The following is a 17,477-nucleotide window of genomic DNA, read 5'->3' on the forward strand; positions in this document are numbered from 1 at the left end:
CGGCCTTGAACTCCGGCGTGAACGAGCGGCGAGGACGCGGCTTCTTCTTCCCCATGCTCTCCATCATGGACATCCTTCCGGGGACGAACCCCTGATCTCGGATGTCCGTCAAACCGGATCAAGCCCATAGATCATCTGCCGGATGCCGCAGTTGATGGCGTAGGCGTAGATGACCAGCATGAGCCGCTCAGCCGGCACCTCGGGGCTCATGTGGCCGGTGCCGGTCGCCGCGGTCACCTTGGCCAGGCAGTCGGTGCGAAGGATCGCCTCCTTGAGGATGTCGATCAGCGGGACTTCACTCCAGCGGCGGGCCACCTCGTATTTGATCCGGCGCAGGTTGTGCGTGGCTCGGGGGACGGCGCTGTTCCTGATGCTCCCTTGGTATGCGGTGAGTCCGGGCTTGATCAGACGGCGGAGGCTGAGGCTTGCAGGCACATCAAGGCGTCGCCGTATGTGATTTCCTAGGACCGCTTCGATGACCTGGTGCTGCGCCTCCAATCCCAATCCGGCTCTCTGTCGAAGCGGTTGCGCACCTCGTCGAACGCGATGATTCTTCCATGATTAGTGTCGAGAAAGCCGTCCTGTTCGGAAATGACGGTCAGCACCAATTTCCTTATGCAGGACACCGATTGATACTCGATGAGAATGGCGCCCAGGTCTTCGCTGGATATGGCCAGATCCTGGAGCTCGCCGTCGTCATAGTCGTCAAGGACGTCGCCAGACAAGTCTATGTTGAACAGGCAGTCCCCGGCGGACAGACGATCGAATATATCTTTTTCTTCATACGTGCCGTACGACTTGAGTCGAGCCGCGATGGCATCCATGACAGCGGTGGTGCCGAGCAGCACTATGGTGGGACGCACGACGGCTCCTGACGACGGAATTCTAAGAATATCCTTTGCGTGCCTAGATTATCATGAACTGGCACGCAAAGGACATCCTTCTAGCTGGGAGTAGAAGCGGCTAGGGTTTGATGACGGACATTAAAGTATCCATGTCCCTTGTCACCAAGAATCCGTTCCTCTCAAGTCCTCGCACCACATGCTTACCAGCCTGCGGCAGATAGATGATGATGGGGTAGTCGGTGAGTTTCTGCGTGGCCAGAGCCTGTTTCAAGGCGCCTTTTCCGCTTCCCGTCTTGACCTGGATGACCGCGTTTTTGGTGACGATGTCGAAGTCCGTGAGCACGCTGCCGTCGGCGCCGACTACATCTATGCCTTGCGCAACCACATGGCCAGGGTGGCGCTTTTCGATCTCTGCCACCAAGTCTGGAACGAGAGGATCGTCGCCCTTGCCGACGATGTGGCGTCCAGCCGTACCTGCCTTCGCGGCCTTGAATCCGGCCCGTACCGATGATCCTACTTTGCCTACTGGGACGACGCTGATTGCAGCCCATATGCAGGAAGCGCCGTCACCTTTCGCGCATTCTACGAAGTCGGCGATGAAGAGCTCGTAGAGGGCGTACGGCTCGGCCTTACCCCATGCGCAGTTCTCATGACCGATTTGTTCGCAGAATCGGAAGTACGCATTGATGTCCTGCCCGGGCGCCGGGCTAGGCGTGGGGTGGGGATTTTCGGCGTCAGTGGCCTTTGGTCCAGTGGATGACGGTGTAGGGGAGGGTTGGGCAGTCGGGGTGGGAGTCGTCGGGTCGCCTGCCGGGCGGTATGCAGGATACTCAGGCCGTACATCCGGTTTGATGTCGCCGCTCGCGGAGCGGCGACCGGTGTTGCAGAATTCACCGGGCGTGCATCCGCTGTGGCCGTCGAGTTCGATGATGTTGATGGGGTTGCCGCCGGTGAAGGCGTAGCGGTTGGAAGTCCAGGGGTCGGTGCCGAGGGAGAGGTCGTTGAGGGCGCCGTTGTAGGTGTCGCGGAGGAGGAAGCGGTTGAGGCCGGGGTTGTAGTCGCGGAACCCCATGTCGTACATGCCGGTGGAGTTGTCCCAGCGCTTGGCGTTGAAGCGGTAGGGGTTGTACTCCTCCTTGGCGGTGGGGTCGACGGGGTCGGGTTTGTCGACGCCGGTGAAGAGTTTGTCGTCGTTCTTGCCGTAGGCGGTGTAGCCGTAGGTGGCGCGGGTGTCGCCGGTCTCGCTGGTGATCTGCTCGACGTCGGTGTGCGGGTTGTAGCCGTAGTAGGAGGACTCCTCGCGGCCTTCCTCGGCGACCTTCACCTGCGAGAGGCGTTCGCCCCAGGGCGAGTATTGGAAGGACTTGGTGAGCTTGCCGGCCACCTCTTCGTCCAGGACCTCGGCGGACATGCCGAGGTAGGAGTAGGTGATGGTCTTGGCGGAGGCGGTGCCTTCCTTCTCCGTCTTCGACGTGGTGCGATCCAGCGGGTCGTAGGTGTACTTGGTCACCGTCGAGGTGACGCCGTCGCCGCCGAGCTTTTCGTGTTTGACGACGTGGTCGAAGCCGTCGTAGGTGTATTTCTCCCAGACCTTGCCGCCGCCCTGGATGGTGCGCAGCCGGCCGTAGGGGTCGTAGGTGTAGGTCGAGGTCTGCCCGCCGGACACCGACGTCATGAGGCGGTTGCGGTCGTAGGTGAAGGTGGTCTTCTTGCCGAGGACTTCTTCTTCCCAGACGTTGCTGTTGGCGTCGTGGGAGTAGGTCTCGGTTTCCGCGGTGCCGCCGGCGACGGGGGTTTTGACGGTCTTGGCGATGCGGTCGCGGGGGTCGTAGGTGTAGGCGTAGACGTGTTCCAGGTAGGCGCCGGGGGAGTCGGCGTTCTGGATTTTGGCGTGGTCGCGGTTGCGGTGCAGGTTGCCCTGGTAGCCGAGGGTGTGTTCGGCGACGACGGTGGCGTTGGGCTTCTTCTCGATCGAGTGCCGCAGGACGCCGGACAGGAAGTAGTCGTAGGTGACGGTGTTGCCGTTGGCCTTGGTCTCGGTCAGGCGTTCGGCGCGGGGGGTGTAGGTGTAGCGGGTGGTCTTGGGGTTGGCGTCGGTGGCGCTCTTCTTGTTGACGACCTCGTCGACCAGGTCACGGACGTCGTAGCGGTAGGTGGCCAGCGTCTTGTCGTGGGTGCGCTGGGTGACGGCGCTGTTCTCGTTGTAGGCGTAGGTGGTGGTGTTCTTGACCGTGCCGTCGAGCTTTTCGACGATGCGGTCGATCTGGTTGAGGTTGGTGTAGGCGATGTCCCACAGGTCGATCTTGGCGGTGGGGGAGTTGTCAGTGATCCGGGTGAGGTTGGCGTTGGCGTCGTAGCTGTAGGCGAAGTCCTTGGCTTCGGTGTCGGACTCGCCGCTGTTGTCGCGCACCAGTTTGACGGCGTCGGCCACGACGGTGCCGTTGGCGTCATCGGTGAGGGTGACGCTGTGGGCCAGACCTGCGGTGAAGGTGTAGGTGCCGAGGTCGACCCAGGTGCCCGGGTTCTGCGTCTGGTCGACGGTGACCTGTGCCTGGCCGCCTGCGTGTTTGATGGTGTAGGTGGCGTTGGTGGCGGTCGCGCCGGCCGGGTAGGCGGCCTGGACCTGGTAGCTGCCCTCGGTGGGGGTGGTCAGGTTCCAGGTGAAGGCCGACTCACCGGTGCCCGCCGGGGCAACGGCGTAGTCGTAGCCGACGAAGCCGGTGGTGGCCGTGGTTTGCGGGCCGACGATGTTGGAGGACGAGTTGCCGCCGGTGGTGGTCCAGGAGCCGACCGTGGTGACCTGGCCGGTGTCGGAGTTGTCGCCCATCACCACGTCGAGGCCGAGGGGGACGCCGTCGTCGGAGTGGGTCTTGAGTTTGCCGTCGGGGTAGTAGGTCCAGTCCAGCGCCCGCTGCGACGAGCCGCCCGCGCTGGTGACGGTGCGGTTGGTCTGCAGGCCGAGCTCGTTGTAGTCGTAGGTGGTCTTGATGTCCCACGGGTCGGTGGTGGTCTTGGACCAGCCGTTGTCCCAGTAGGACATGGTGGAGACGTTGCGGACGGTCTGCCCGTGCGAGGGCGGGTGGGAGATCTCCGTCAGCCGCGACACTGCGTCGTAGGTGTAGAGCACCTTGTCGGGGGTGTTGTAGACCGGGTCGTCGGGGTCGTACGGGTAGATCTGCTCGACGGGCCGGTTGAGCTTGTCGTAGGTGGTCTCGTTGACGAAGTCGGCGGGGTCGTCGGCGGTCTCCACGCCGCGCGGGGTGATGGTCTTGGTCTGGTTGCCGGCCTCGTCGTATTCGAACCTGGTGGTGACGTACTTGATGACGCCGCCGGTCTCGGCGTGCGGGACGCGGGTCTCGATGACGGCGCCGCGCTCGTCGTGGACGGTGATCGTCTTGTTGTTCTCCTGGTCGGTCTGGCCGACGACGAGGCTGTCGAGGTCGAACTCGACGCTGGTGGTGTGGCCGGCCGCGTCGGTGACCTGGGTGACGCGGTGGTTGCGGTCGGGGGTGTAGATCGCCGTGTGGTCGTCTTCGGGCGTGGTGTTCTTGCGCGGGTCGACGACCTTGACGGTGTTGCCGACGTTGTCGTACGTGTAGGTGATCTTGTGCTGGTCGGCGTTGATGACGTCGGTCAGCTGGTAGATCGGGTCGTAGACGTAGGTCGTGGTGAACTCGGCCACGTCCGCGCCGGTCAGGTTGCCCTTGGGCTCGGTCTGCGTCTTGAGGTTGCCGGCCAGGTCCCAGGTGAAGGTGGCCTTGCGGTCGGGGCCGTCGGTGGCGTCCTTGGGCAGGATCGACTCGATGAGCTGGTCGGCGGCGTCGTAGACGGCCGTGGAGACGGCGCCGTTCGGGGCGGTCGACTCAGTGATGTTGTCATTCGGGTCGTAGACCGGGGCCGGGGTGACGATGAACACCGGAGGCGAGGCGTCCTGGTCCTTGGGCACCTTCGACTCGAGAGGCCGTTTGAAGACGTCGTAGGTCTGCGTGGTGGTCTTGCCGAGGGCGTCGGTGACCGAGAGCACGTTGCCGCGCACGTCGTAGACGGTCTTGGTGGTCTTGAGATAGGCGTCGGTGATCGTCTCGGGGTAGCCGGAGGCGTGGTAGTCGCCGAACGTCGTCGGGTTCTCGTTGGCGTCGACGGCCTTGATCAGCTGGCCTAGCGGGTCGTACTCATAAGTGGTGGTGTAGTCGCCCTCGGTGGCCGACTTGACGCCGAGCGGGTCGGTGACCGTCTTCAGGTTGCCGTTGGCGTCGTAGCCGAACTGCCATCTGCGGCCCTCGGGCGATGTCTTCGCGGTCAGGTCGGCGACGTAGCCGTTCAGACCGGTCGCGTACGTGAGCGTGGTGGGCGGGGTGTCGTTGTGGTTGGCCTCGGCGTCGCGCAGTTCCAGCGGGTAGCCGGTCTTCTGGTCGAACGTCCAGGTCGCGTACGCGCCGTTGGCCTCGGTCAGCTTGGTGACGTTGTGGTCGGGGTCCCACTCCAGCGTGGTGGTCTCGTTCTTCGCGTTGGTGATCGACTGTGGCCGGCCGTAGGCGTCGAGCACGTACCTGGTGGGATGCTGCAGCGGGTCGGTGACGGTGGCGTGGATGACGCCGCCCTGCGGGCCGTCCGGGTCGACGTAGTCGAAGCGGGTGACCCCGTCCAGCCGGTCGGTGAGGGTCTCGATCTTCCACTTGTCCTTGGGGTCGACCGGCGCCTCGTAGTACTGCAGGTCGGTGGCGTTGCCGCGCGGGTCCGTGACGGTGACGAGCTTGACGTTCTTGTTGCCCTGGGTGGCGTCGTAGGCGAACCGGAACGTCTTGGCCTTGGCGTCGCCTGCGCCGTCGACCATCTTGGCCATCAGGCCCTTGTCGGTGTAGGCGAAGGTGACCTTGCGGCCGGCGATGTCCGTGATCGACTCGACGGTGTCGATGATGTGCGGGTTGGTCAGCTTGGTGGCTTCGACCTCAGCGCCGTCATCGCCGATGTAGGTGTAGTCCTGGCCCTTCTTGTAGTACGTCAGCGACAGTGTCCGTCGGCCGGCCGCGTCGGTGATGTACTGCAGGAACTTGGTCGGCTTGTTGTTGGACTTACGCCGCTCGTAGGTGAACGACATGGTGTTGCCGTTCTTGTCGACGATCGCCGACTGGAAGCCCTCGTCGTCGAAGAAGAACTGGGTGCGGTCCGGCTTGGTGAACACCCACTGCCGCAACGGGTCCGGCGAGCCGGTCTTCTGCAGATACAGGTGCACGCCGCGCGGGTTCTTGTATGCGCAGTTGGCGGTGCAGGTAGGCGGGTCGCGCAGCCACACGTGCGTGGTGCCGTCGCCGTCGGTCAGCCGCACCTGCGACGGCCAGGGCTGGCCGGGCGGGTGCAGGTGCAGTTGCGAGCCGAGGCGTTGCAGGGTGGAGGTCTGCAGACTCCAGCCGTAGCCCATGGAGGAGGCGGAGGTGTCCAGCGAGTTGTACGTCATCCGGACGAACGTCTGCGCGCCCCGCGACGGGTTGGAGAAGGCGTTGTAACCCCACACCACATTGCCCGCGTACGGGTTGACCAGCGCGGTCGTCCCGGCGCCGGTGTTCTTGCCGGTGTAGGAGTAGAACTTCTCCAGCCCCAGCAGGTCGCTGGTGGGGGAGTCGAGGCGGATCTGCTGCGGCAACTGCGGCAGATGGTGGCTGGCCGACTTCCAGTTGTTGGTGACGGTGTCCTGAAGATCCCACACGACCGTGGCGGCGTCGGCGAGGTTGCCCGAGGTGAGCACCGGCGCCTTGAGCGGCGCCGTCACGGTGATCGTGTCGCGCGGCTCCAGGTCGATCGGCAGCGCGGCGAACTGCTGGGTGTCGCCGGTGACGTCGGTGCCGTCCGGCAGTTTCCAGAAGTAGCCGAGCCGGGTGGTGGCCGCCGGCCAGGTCTCGGTCGTGGTGTTGGTGATGGTCACCTCGACGTTCTGCTGCTCACCGCCGGCCATCCGGGCCGGGGTGGCCGGGGCGTGGTAGGTGAGCGTCGGGTCGGAGTAGACCACCGTCAGCCACGGCCGTACCTCCGGCTCGGCCGCTTCCGAGGAGGTGAACGAGGCGCCGTCGCCGCTGGTCGCACAGGCCTTGCTGCCCTCGCGCTCGGCCCGCATCAGCAGGCCGTGGTTGCCGGCCGGGTCGCTGATCCACTGCTTGACCAGGTCGCTGAACCCGTCCAGCGTCCACCAGCTGGAGTACTCGTAGTCCCACGGGGCCGGGATGAACCCTTCGCCGACCGGCGCGGTCTCGTAGTCGCCGCCGGGCGCGGTCCACGGGACGCCGGGCGCGGCGTTCGTCCACGACGCGGCCGTTTCGTCGAAGCCGCGGGTGAGCCGGTGGAAGCGGATGGTCGGCTCGCCGCCGCGGTGCGCCACCTGGAACACCCGCACGTCCGCCGACAGATCCCTGACCCCTGCCGGGATGACGGAGGTGTCGAACTTCAGCAGCGACCGGGTATTGCCCAAGGCGGTGCCGCCGAAGCCCGCAGACAGGTTCGCCCGCTCGCCCAGCTGGTCGTGCCCTGTGCTCGGCTGGCAGCTGCTCAGGGTGGTGTCGATGGTCGCCGGGATCGTCGCCGAGGAGATGCCCGCGTTCGGCAGGCCCACGGTGATCGGGCCGGACGCCGACGTCTGCCCGTCGGTGCGGACGGCGACCACCCGGTAGGTCGGCCGGGTCCGCGGGGTGGCGGAGGTGTCGGTGTAACTGGTCGCATCACCCGGCAGCGGCGCCACCAGCGTGGCCGGCGAGGGGGTGAAGGCCGCGTCCGTGCTGCGGTGCACCTGGTACTCGGCCACCTCGCCCGGCCCGTCGTACGGCTTCCACACCAGCTCCGCGCCGGTGGCGTGCACCACCAGCGGCCGCCCGAGCTCCACCGACGGCATCCCGTACGTGAGCGTCAGCTTGGGCATCGGGTTCTCCGGGAAGCCCGACCCCCAGTCACCGGCCGCATAGACGGGGCCACCGGCCGCGACCGTCTCGTTGACGGCCTTGACCATGACGCCGTGGTTCGGCACGGTGCCGCTGATCCAGCCACGTGCCAGGTCGGTGATGGTGTAGGTGTGCCAGATGTTGGCCTGTGCCGGCTGGTAGGTGGCGGTGGCCGCCACCGCGCCCATGGCGGTGTTGATTGAGCTCCAGGTAACGGTGGAGGCGTCCCATGCCTGGGTGACCGCCCGGGCCTCCAGCGCCACCGGAGTGTTGTTGCCGGCCAGCGCCTGGTCGTAGTAGAGCCCCAGCTCGGCCTTGTCCAGCACCGCTCCCGGCGGGATCGCGGTCGCCACCTGCGGGAACTGGATCAGCCCGCGGTGCACGGCGGTGCCTGACCGGCCGGCGCCGAGCCGCAGGTCGTAGTCGAAGTTCACGCCCGCCGAGGTGGAGACGATCATCGCGTCGCTGGAGGTCTGCGCGTCCGGAGCCACGACCACGGTCGGATCGATGGTCACCGGCCAGGCCCGCTCGGGCGCGGCCAGCCAGGCCGCGTCCGGTGTGACGGTGATGCTCACCTGGTCGCCCTGCTGGGTCACGCTCTGCGTGACGGCGGACGAGAAGCGCTTGCCGTACGGTGACGCCGGATCGTCCGCCGCATCGATCATGAACGGCTTCGGAATCGTGAACACCGGTGTCTTGCCCGAGGGCGGCAGGAAGTCGATCGACCCGTCAGCCTGAGCCTCGGCCCGCAACCCGTCGGACACGGTGAGGGTGAAGCCATACGACGGGCTGCCCGCCGGGGCCCGCGCCAGGACGATGTTCTCCTTCACCCCGGTCTCGGTGACCTCGTAGACCAGGTCCGCGCCCTCACCCAGCGCACCCCGGTAAGTGACCGTGGAGCCGTCCACCTCCGGCGCCACCTCGCGCGCCGGGCCCGTCACGCCGAGCGTGAGCCGGCGCTCGCCCAGCGTCAGCCGCACCAGCCGATCCGAGCCGGCGCCGAACCGGGAGGAGAACCCCGTCTTGTCGTTGCCGTGCGTGAACCCGTCCTGCGACACCTGCTCCACCCAAGTGTCGACCGGATGCCAGCCGCCGTCGCCGTCGAGGTAGTGCGCCGGAGCGGCCGACACCTCGGCCTGCAGCCGCCCGTCCTCCAGCTCGTAGACCTTGGCGAAACGCGACCGCTTCCCGGTCAGCTCCTTGACCCGCTTGCCCGGCGGCTTCGGCGCCGCCTGCCGCGGGGCGGCCGTGCCTTCGCGGCCCGGCAGGACGACGTTGCCGGTGGGGCGCATCCCACCCTTCGGCTCCTCGGCGAACCAGCCCGCCACCGTGCCACCCAGCCAGGAGGCGAACCGGCTGATCGCCCCAGGCTCAGCCGACGACGCCGCGTACGTCTGCGCCGCGGCGGGAGGCGGCGGCGTCAGCGAAGCCAGCAGGACGAACGCGACCACTGTGGCGACCACGCTCCGTAACCGGCCACGACGCCGCCGGCGCGGCCATAAAGGATCGGGACTTTGATCGGACGACTGCGACATGAGCGCACTCCACTCCCGCACGACCACCGCGAGGAGGCCGCGCATAAAGAGGACCTAAAGATCCGCAGAGCAAAAGCACCCGAATCACGCCATAAACCGGCACAACCGGTCAATGATCACCGAATGTGACCCAGCGCCCTATGCGAACACTCGACCGATAAGCCGTTCGGGAGCGCTTCCATCTGCGATGATCGGTTCGATCGAGTCCGCTCTGGCGCCCTGGCTGCGCGCGTAACAGTCCGTGAACGAGCCAGGTCGCGCTTGACCGACCGCCATCGCGCCGGGAAAGGACTCCCAGCAAACTCACAGCAAACCGACAAATCGGAAGGCGCGGCCGTAAGCATGCCTGACCTGCGCAAAGTCATCTGCCATCCGACAAGCCGCGTCAACACTCTTGACGATCTCCCGCATCCCATGTCTAGATCAATGCGGCCCGTCTGAAGATCCGGAGGTGGAACGTGGCGCCGATCCAGCACACACCCTCGTGACCGTCCACGTCCCGCCGCCGGACCAGCGATCCAGTCGCACGGCGCGATCCCTCAAAACCGCCGTCGTCCTGGCCGGCCTCGTCCACCTGGCTCTCGCCGCCATCCTGCTGACCATCCCCGGCAGCAGCACCACCCTGGACCCGCTCCACCTCCCCGGCGACAACGCCACCACCCCGGCCCACGCCGCCCTGGCCCGCAACCGCACCATGGCAACGCCGACCACCCGGGCGGCCCCCATCGCCTTCGCGCCGCCCCCAAGCGCCCGACCGACCGTCGAGCAGACCACTGAACCGGCTCCGGTCAAGACGCAGCGACGCACGCACACCCCACCACCCAAATACACCCCGTCCCCTACGCGAACTCATCCGACGAAGGCCAGTCATCGGCAAGCGGCTGGGCCGCTCAATGAGTTGTCACGCACTCACCGTCCCTCTCCTACTGCCAGTGCCCGTAAGTCCCTGAAGCCTCACGCCAAGCACACACCCCCTGGCCAGACCCGAGAACCCTCGGCGAAGACGCCTCCCGGCCAGGCGAAAGAGCCGCCTGGTCAGTCCGTGGGAGAAATCAAGAGGCCGACGGACGGGTCGGCTGTCGGTGCCGATGTCCACCAAAGCAGGCAGCGCGGGAATCCCAACCCTGGCCGGCACGGCTAAGCTGGCGCAGCCACAGCGTGAAATAGCGCCGCGCCGCTGCCGACGCAGCCCACGGTCTACCTGCACGGGACCGAGGACAACAGCGTCGTCCTCGACCAGGCCGACCTCGACGCCATCGGCAGGCTGCTGTCCGAAGGCTCCCAGACGGCCTTCATCCAGGGGGCCGGGCACCTTGTCCCGGCCGAGAAGCCTGCCGAGTACAACGCGCGAGTCCTGGAGTTCCTGAAGAAGTGGCCACACGTCGCCGGCCTGCGGAACGTGGCTCGCTGGCCAAATGCCGGCCCGCCGCCAGCGGCGAAACAGGCTGTACACGGCCAGCCAGGAGCCGTACCACTCCGTTACGTCCCGCCACGGCGCGCCGACCGGACCCGCCAGCGGCTCCCGTTGATCAGCTGGCGCTTGCTCCACTGCGATGGCCGACCTGGCCTCTTGGGCGCGGGCAGCGACGGCTCCAGCCGCGCCCACTGCGCATCGGTGAGATCGAACCGCAGCGTAACCGCTAAGGCAGCCGTACACTCCTACCTCGGCTACACCCGCTTCACCCGCGCCGCGGACCGGCTCAGGGCGGCGGGCCTGCCGGTGGCGGTGGAGCTCCTGCCCTTCGAGCTCGCCCCAGCCGACGCGCGCCCGCTGCTGACGGTCCTGGAACAGACCTTCGGCCCGCAAGCGGCCGCCGGAGCGCTCGCCTTTGCCGAACGCGCAGCCCGCGAGGGCCTGCGGCTGGAGTACGGCAAGGCGATCGCCACCGACACCTTCGACGCCCACGGCCTCATCGCCGACGCCCGCGATAGGGCAAGGCCAAGCTCATGGCCGAACGCCTGTTTCGCGCCCACTTCGCCGACGGGCTGCACATCGGCGACCCCGCCACGCGCGCCCGGCTGGCCGCCGAGGTCGGCATCACCACCGGCCACGTGCCTTCCCTGGAAGTGCGCGCCCGGCTCGACCGCGTGCGCCGCCTCGGCATCACCGGCGTGCCGGTCTTCCTCATCGAGAACCTGCCCCGCTCACCGGATCCCAGACCGAGACCACCTTGCTGGCGGCCCTGCGACAGGCCGCAAGTACGGGGGGAGAACACCATGACCGCTGACCCGCTGAGGCTGGCCGTCATCGTCGGCAGCGTCCGCGACGGCCGTTTCGGCCCAACCGTGGCCGGCTGGTTCGCCGGTCAGGCCGAAGCCCGCCCGGACCTCGACGCCGACGTGATCGACCTGGTCGACGTGCCGATCGGCGGAGCGGCCCGTCGAGGTCCGCACCTACGCCGGTACCGGAGGCCCTGGGCGGGCTGACGCCGCGGCCGGGCCGCCCGTGACCACATGACCCTCAAGCCGCTACCGCCGAATCCGGCCCTGGTAACACAGCAGTATCGGCGGCTGCTCAGGGCTGGAAAGGCACCGAACGGCCCCCATACCGTCAACCTATTGAGCGATGCCAAGACGGACGTAGCGCCACTACCCGCACTCCTAACCAAGTATCCCGTCGCGAATGGCTCGCAGTACGGCGTTGGTGCGATCACGGGCTCCGAGCTTCATCAGGATGGAGGAAATGTAGTTCTTCACCGTGCCCTCGGCCAAGCGCACCAGTTCGGCGATCTGACTGTTGGAGTAGCCTTCGGCCACCAGTCGCAATACCTCGAGCTCACGGTCTGTGAGGTCGTCGACGACGACCCCGGCGGCACCGCTGGGCTGTGCTCCGGACCGGATGAACCGCACTAGCCGATCGGTAATGGAGGGGCCGATCAAAGTACCGCCGGAGGCGAGCGACTCAACGGCCCGGGAAAGCTGTTCGACTGTGACGTCCTTGAGGAGATAACCCTTGGCCCCGGCGCGCATGGCGTCGAGAACCAGGGCGTCGTCGTCGAAGGTGGTCAGCACCAGAACAGGAATCTCGATCCCCTGCTCGTACTGCTTCTTGAGAAACCAGAGCCCGTCATGCACCGGCATCTGGAGGTCGAGCAGGACGACATCCGGGCTGTGGGCAGAGCATGCCTGAAGTGCCTCGGCACCGTCGGATGCCTCACCGATCACTTCGATGCCAGCCAGCTCAAGCAGGGTGCGGATACCGTGGCGGACCAGGGTCTGGTCATCAACCACCAGTACGCGCGGAGCGGTGTCTGTCACTTCTGCAGTCGCCGATCATGTGTCGCCGGCAGCCGAGCCTCGACGGTGAACTGTGGTGTGGTGCGGATGGTCAGGTGTCCGCCGAACGGCTTCAGGCGCTCTTTCAGTCCGGTGAGGCCGTTTCCCATGGTGATGCTACCTGGCGTGGTGCCGTCATTGATGCCGGTCAGGGTCAGCGTGCCATCCTCCAATTTCACCGTGAGTGCCAGTTCAGCGGCCCCGGCATGCTTGAGGGTATTGGTGATGATCTCTTGGGCTACTCGCACCAGAACTGTTGATCTCTCTTCGTCGGCTTCCACCTCGGCGTCAACCTCTACGTGTATCTCCAGGCTGGGCACGGCGCGGGCCAGCCGTTCCAAGTCCTGCTGCACGTCAGCCTGGCTGGGCACCCGCAGCTCCCCGACTGTGCTGCGCACATCGGCGAGCACGTCCTTGGCCATACCTCCGGCGCGCCGGAGGTGTTCCAGCACGGCGGGGCCTTCGCCGTGCTGGGCGGCCTCCTTCTCCAGGCGGTGCTGGGCAGCGGCCAGCTCCAGGTTGAGCACAGTGAGCTGGTGGCCGAGCGAATCGTGGAGCTCTCGGGAGATGCGCAGCCGTTCGGAGGAGGCTGCGGAGTCTTCCAGCAGCACTCCTGCTGCTTCCAGTTCCAGGGTCTTCTGCTCCATTTCGGCCCGGAGCAGGGCTTCTCGCGACATCGCATAGGCGGTGGAGACTACGGCCAGATGAACGATGAGATAGAAGACCCCGGACGCGATCGTTTTGACGAGATCCGCGCCGGCAGACCAAGCATACGCAGAGGTCACCGCGCAGTTCAGCACCACCACACAGAGCACCCACCCCATGGGCATCAGGTAGGTGCCCATGGCGGCAATCACGATCAGCAGCGTCACGGCCATGCTGCCGCTGGACGACACGGTCATCAGCAGCACCCAGGAGGTGAGCACAGCACACCCGTACAACAGCAGCTGGCCGGTGCGGCCGGGCAATCGGCTGACCGACAGGTTCGTGGCGGCGAACCACACCGCCAGGGTGGCGGACCATGTCCAGGCCGGCATCGCGAGTTCGTCCATGGCCAGGGTGAGCACGCCAATGACCAGGCTGAGTCCCACAATCGCATGTCGAGCAAAGTCGTCGGCGCGGCGTCCGCCCTTGTGGCCGACGGCCACAGTGGCCGGGGTGTGGGTCATGGCGACCGAGCCTACCTGTGCCCGGTGGACGGCCAAGGTGCCGAAAGTCATGGCCGAAGTCATGACCGTCGGCACCTGCCTGCGGCAGCTCAGGCGCAGAAGACTGATCAGCATGAGCAGCGCAACCAGGCCTTTGGCCATCGATGCCCAGCATCTGGTCAAGCGGTACAAGAACAAGACGGCAGTCGACGACATCAGCCTGCAGGTGCCTGTAGGGGAAACCTTCGGTTTGCTGGGCACCAACGGGGCCGGCAAGACCACGACCGTGGAGATGATCGCCGGGCTGCGCCGGCCCACGAAGGGCAGTGTGCGGATTCTAGGCCTGGATCCCTTCAGCAACGAGGCCGAAGTACGTCAGGTGCTCGGCGTGCAGCTGCAGGAGGCCAACCTGCATGATGCCCTGACCGCTCGTGAGCTGGTAGACCTCTACCGTAGCTTTTACCCCCATCCCCTGGATGCCGACCAGGCCCTCGCCATGGTTGAGCTACAGGACAAGGCCAAGACCAGATTCAGCAGGCTCTCCGGGGGACAGAAACAGAGGCTCTCCATCGCCCTGGCGCTGATCGGTCAGCCTCAGGTAGTCATCCTCGATGAGCTCACCACCGGGCTGGACCCCAAGGCGCGACGCCGGGTGTGGTCGACGATCGAGTCGTTGAAGGATCAGACGGTGATCCTGATCAGCCACGCCATGGACGAGGTGGAACGGCTCTGTGACCAGGTGTTGATCATCGACGCCGGACGCATCATCGCTCGGGGCAGCCCGGCGGAACTCAAAGCACAGGCCACGGCCGCCACCTTGGAAGATGCCTTCGTGCAGCTGACCGGCAAAGCGCTTCTGGACGAGGAGGAAGATTACCGATGACCGCTACCACCACGACGACACCTGCTGTCCACGCTCGTCGGCCAGGGCTCCGAGCGGGGCTGCGGATGATCCAGGCCGAGGCAAGGATGATCACCCGGGACCCCGCGAACGTCATCATCCCACTAGCTGTTCCCGTGCTGCTCCTGGTGATGAACGGCCTCTCGCTGGAAAACCCCGACGAAGAGATCCGGCCCGGTGTCACCGTTCTGGACTTCCACACGGTGCCAGTGGTCCTGGCCCTGGTAGTGACCATGATCGCGGTGATGAACTTCCCCGGCTACCTAGCCACCTATCGCAAGAGCAAAGTACTCCGCCGACTGGCGGTCACCCCGGCATCTCCTGCGATGGTGCTGGTGGCCCAGACGGTGGTCAGTTTCCTCCAGATGCTCTTCGGCATCGCCATCGCCCTCGGAATCGCGATTCAGTTCTTCGACGCCGCCCTGCCCAGTGACGTGCTGGTGGCTGTGTTGGTCCTGCTAGCTCTGTGTCTGGCGATGTACTCCGTGGGCATGATCGTGGCATCAGTGGCTCCAACACCCAACGCGGCAGTCGCCATTGGCCTGGTCGGCTTCTTCGGTATGGCTGCACTCGGCGGCATGTTCGGCCCCATGGAGAACCTGCCCGAGCGGCTGGCCGAAGTCGGCTCCTGGCTCCCCTTCGGTGCTGCCGTCGAAGCCTTCCAGTCCACATGGATGGGCGAGAGCGTGGCCTGGGAGAACTGGGCCAGCATCGGGGTCACCACTGTGTTCGGCGTCGCTGTGGCTTCCGCACTCTTCCGCTGGGAATGATCACGGCGTACCGTTGCTTGGTCCGGGAGTTGCAGATCCGCCCACTGATTGCCCGGCGTGACCCGACAGCGCAAGCCGCTGCGCCGTGAGTTCGACGGCGAAGCGTGCGCTCCCGGCCACCGTGCTCCCGCGTCCGGCGACGTCAGTCCTATCTGCGGGGCGGCTGTCCTGCCCCGCGCACCGAGTGTCTGTTCAAAGGCCGCCTCGGCCGCCGCTCAACGACCTCGAAACCCTGCACCGGCTTCTGTCCCGAGGGTGACGTGCCGCGCCCCTGGGACGCCGCTCCGCCATTCGGTGTCCGTCATGCGCAGTACGCGGCGTCCGATCCAGCCGTAGGCGGCCAGGTGCAGCAGGGCGCCGGTGGACTGGGCGACGGGCGTCTGGTCCATGGTCAGGAACGGCACGAGGGTGCCGGCCAGTGCGGCGGCCGGGACCCACCAGGGCACGGACTTGACCTTGGCCAGGGTCACCAGCAGCGCGGTCAGGGCGAGGTGCAGCGCGAATCCGGGCAGGAGCATTCCGTACACGAAGCCCGGCAGGTTGTTGGCCTGCTGGGTGACCGCTTCGGCCTGGGCGTCGGGCAGGGTCTGGGCCAGGGCCAGGTCGTAGAAGTCGGTGGTGAACAAGGTCAGCCCGAGTCCGGCGCCGATCAGCCCGGTCGCGGTGGCGATCCCGCTTGTCATGGGGGCGCGCCGGCGCAGGAGGTGTCCCAGGGCCAGGACGACCGGGATGAGGCTGAGCGCCGCCCAGATGTAGAGCAGGGCGCTGACCTGGACCGCCGTCGCGTTCGTACGGAAGACGGCCGGATCGTGCTCGGCCCCCGGCGGAGAGGTGAGGAAGGCCAGGAACTCCAGCACCGGCCAGGCGAACAGGGCGATTGCGGCGGCCACCCGCCGGAACGCGTCAGGATCCTTCATCATGCGCAGCCAACCGTCAACCGGTCCCGGACCGCGCGGGGCACTGGTCTCGAGGTCCGGGCGGAATGTCCCGGGCACCGGGCCGGGCTCAACGGCGCGGCGGGACGCCGCTCTGCGCGGCGAGCAGTTCGGCGTAAACGCCGGGCACGGCCATCAACTGTTCGTGGGTGCCGCGCTGCACGACGCGCCCGGCGTCGAGGACCAGGATGAGGTCGGCGTCCCTGACCGTGCTGAGGCGGTGAGCGATGACGATCCTGGTTTGCGGCAGCCGAGCCAGGCGGGCTTCGATGGCGGCCTCGGTGGCGCTGTCGAGGTTGCTGGTGGCCTCGTCGAGGAGAAGCACCCGGGGCCGGGACAGTACGGCGCGGGCCAGCGCCAGTCGTTGCCGCTGGCCGCCGGACAGGCTGCCGCCCTCGGTCAGCACGGTGTCGTACTTCATGGGCATGGACATGACGTCGTCGTGCAGCGCGGCCAGCTTTGCCGCCGCGACGATGCGCTCCAGTGGGGCGTCGGGGTCGTTGAGCGCGATGTTCTCGCGGATGGTGCCGTTGAACAGGGACGGGTCCTGGGTGACGACGCCGAACCGGCGGCGCAGGGTGTGCAGGTTGAGCTCGCTCGCGGGTACGCCGTCGTAGCGGATCTCGCCCTCCACCGGGGTGTGCAGCGCCAGCAGTACCCGGGCCAGCGTGCTCTTGCCCGAACCTGACGCGCCGACCAGCGCGACCTTCTGGCCGGGACTGATCGACACCGTCACGCCACGTAGCGTCCAGGGACCGCGGGGGTCGTGGCGGAAGCCGACGCCGTCCAGCTCGATGCGGCCGCGCAGGCGCCGCACCTCGATGCCCTCCCGGGCGCCGGCGACGCCATTGCCGCCGTGGCCCGGCTGGCGGTCGATGCCGGTGTCGAGCGCCTGGTTCTGCTGTCCGCCCGCAACCAGGATGAGGCCATCCGGTGCGAGGACGCCGTGACGAGCCTCCCGGTCGAGTGGACCATCCTTGCCCCGGCCTCCTTCAATCAGAACTTCGACGAGGGCGTGTTCCTCGAACCGCTGCGTCAGGGCGTGCTGGCACTGCCCGCAGGCGACAACGCCGACCCATTCATCGACGCCGACGACATCGCCGATGTCGCGGTGGCGGCCCTCACGGAGAACGGCCACGTGGGT

Annotated in this window: 11 protein-coding genes; 3 read left to right on the forward strand and 8 right to left on the reverse strand. The window is 66.7% G+C overall.

Annotated elements, in window-relative coordinates; translation table 11 throughout:
• Positions 1-108: 108 nt before the first annotated feature.
• From ACBI99_RS19160 to ACBI99_RS19175, 4 genes are all read right to left on the reverse strand, one after another.
• Positions 109-498 carry a hypothetical protein gene (locus ACBI99_RS19160; protein WP_375072936.1) on the reverse strand — a complete coding sequence of 130 codons (390 nt, stop codon included), beginning with the start codon at positions 496-498 and terminating at the stop codon, positions 109-111.
• Positions 462-863, reverse strand: coding sequence for a hypothetical protein (locus ACBI99_RS19165; protein ID WP_357593716.1), 402 nt, complete (start codon positions 861-863; stop codon positions 462-464). Before ACBI99_RS19165 ends, ACBI99_RS19160 begins: the two co-directional genes overlap by 37 nt.
• Before the next feature lie 100 nt (positions 864-963).
• The gene (locus ACBI99_RS19170) at positions 964-9,231 is read right to left on the reverse strand and encodes a DNRLRE domain-containing protein (RefSeq protein WP_375072937.1); all 8,268 of its coding nucleotides are present in this window, start codon (positions 9,229-9,231) and stop codon (positions 964-966) included.
• Between the two features lie 1,551 nt (positions 9,232-10,782).
• Complete coding sequence (locus ACBI99_RS19175; RefSeq protein WP_375073141.1) at positions 10,783-10,935, reverse strand: transposase; 153 nt, start codon at positions 10,933-10,935, stop codon at positions 10,783-10,785.
• A gap of 315 nt (positions 10,936-11,250) precedes the next feature.
• Between ACBI99_RS19175 and ACBI99_RS19180 the strand changes: the two genes are divergently transcribed.
• Positions 11,251-11,730: an NAD(P)H-dependent oxidoreductase gene (locus ACBI99_RS19180; RefSeq protein ID WP_375072938.1), complete on the forward strand. Its 480-nt coding sequence runs from the start codon at positions 11,251-11,253 to the stop codon at positions 11,728-11,730.
• A 174-nt stretch (positions 11,731-11,904) separates the two neighbouring features.
• On the opposite strand, the gene ACBI99_RS19185 is transcribed toward ACBI99_RS19180, so the two are convergent.
• Together ACBI99_RS19185 and ACBI99_RS19190 are read right to left on the reverse strand one after the other, a co-directional pair.
• Entirely contained in the window at positions 11,905-12,561 is a 657-nt protein-coding gene (locus ACBI99_RS19185; protein WP_357594133.1) for a response regulator transcription factor, read from the reverse strand.
• Complete coding sequence (locus ACBI99_RS19190; protein ID WP_375072939.1) at positions 12,558-13,799, reverse strand: sensor histidine kinase; 1,242 nt, start codon at positions 13,797-13,799, stop codon at positions 12,558-12,560. The genes ACBI99_RS19185 and ACBI99_RS19190 overlap by 4 nt, the downstream gene beginning before the upstream one ends.
• Here ACBI99_RS19190 and ACBI99_RS19195 point away from each other — a divergent pair.
• On the forward strand, positions 13,798-14,610 hold the full coding sequence (locus ACBI99_RS19195; protein WP_375072940.1) for an ABC transporter ATP-binding protein: 813 nt from the start codon (positions 13,798-13,800) through the stop codon (positions 14,608-14,610). The genes ACBI99_RS19190 and ACBI99_RS19195 overlap by 2 nt on opposite strands.
• Positions 14,607-15,398, forward strand: coding sequence for an ABC transporter permease (locus tag ACBI99_RS19200; RefSeq protein ID WP_357594127.1), 792 nt, complete (start codon positions 14,607-14,609; stop codon positions 15,396-15,398). Before ACBI99_RS19195 ends, ACBI99_RS19200 begins: the two co-directional genes overlap by 4 nt.
• Before the next feature lie 215 nt (positions 15,399-15,613).
• On the opposite strand, the gene ACBI99_RS19205 is transcribed toward ACBI99_RS19200, so the two are convergent.
• Positions 15,614-16,318: a hypothetical protein gene (locus ACBI99_RS19205; RefSeq protein ID WP_375072941.1), complete on the reverse strand. Its 705-nt coding sequence runs from the start codon at positions 16,316-16,318 to the stop codon at positions 15,614-15,616.
• A gap of 85 nt (positions 16,319-16,403) precedes the next feature.
• Positions 16,404-17,471, reverse strand: a complete 1,068-nt coding sequence (locus ACBI99_RS19210) for a peptidase domain-containing ABC transporter (protein ID WP_375072942.1) — start codon at positions 17,469-17,471, stop codon at positions 16,404-16,406.
• Positions 17,472-17,477: the final 6 nt, after the last annotated feature.

The organism is Nonomuraea sp. ATR24, from assembly GCF_041950485.1.
Taxonomy (GTDB): domain Bacteria; phylum Actinomycetota; class Actinomycetes; order Streptosporangiales; family Streptosporangiaceae; genus Nonomuraea; species Nonomuraea ceibae.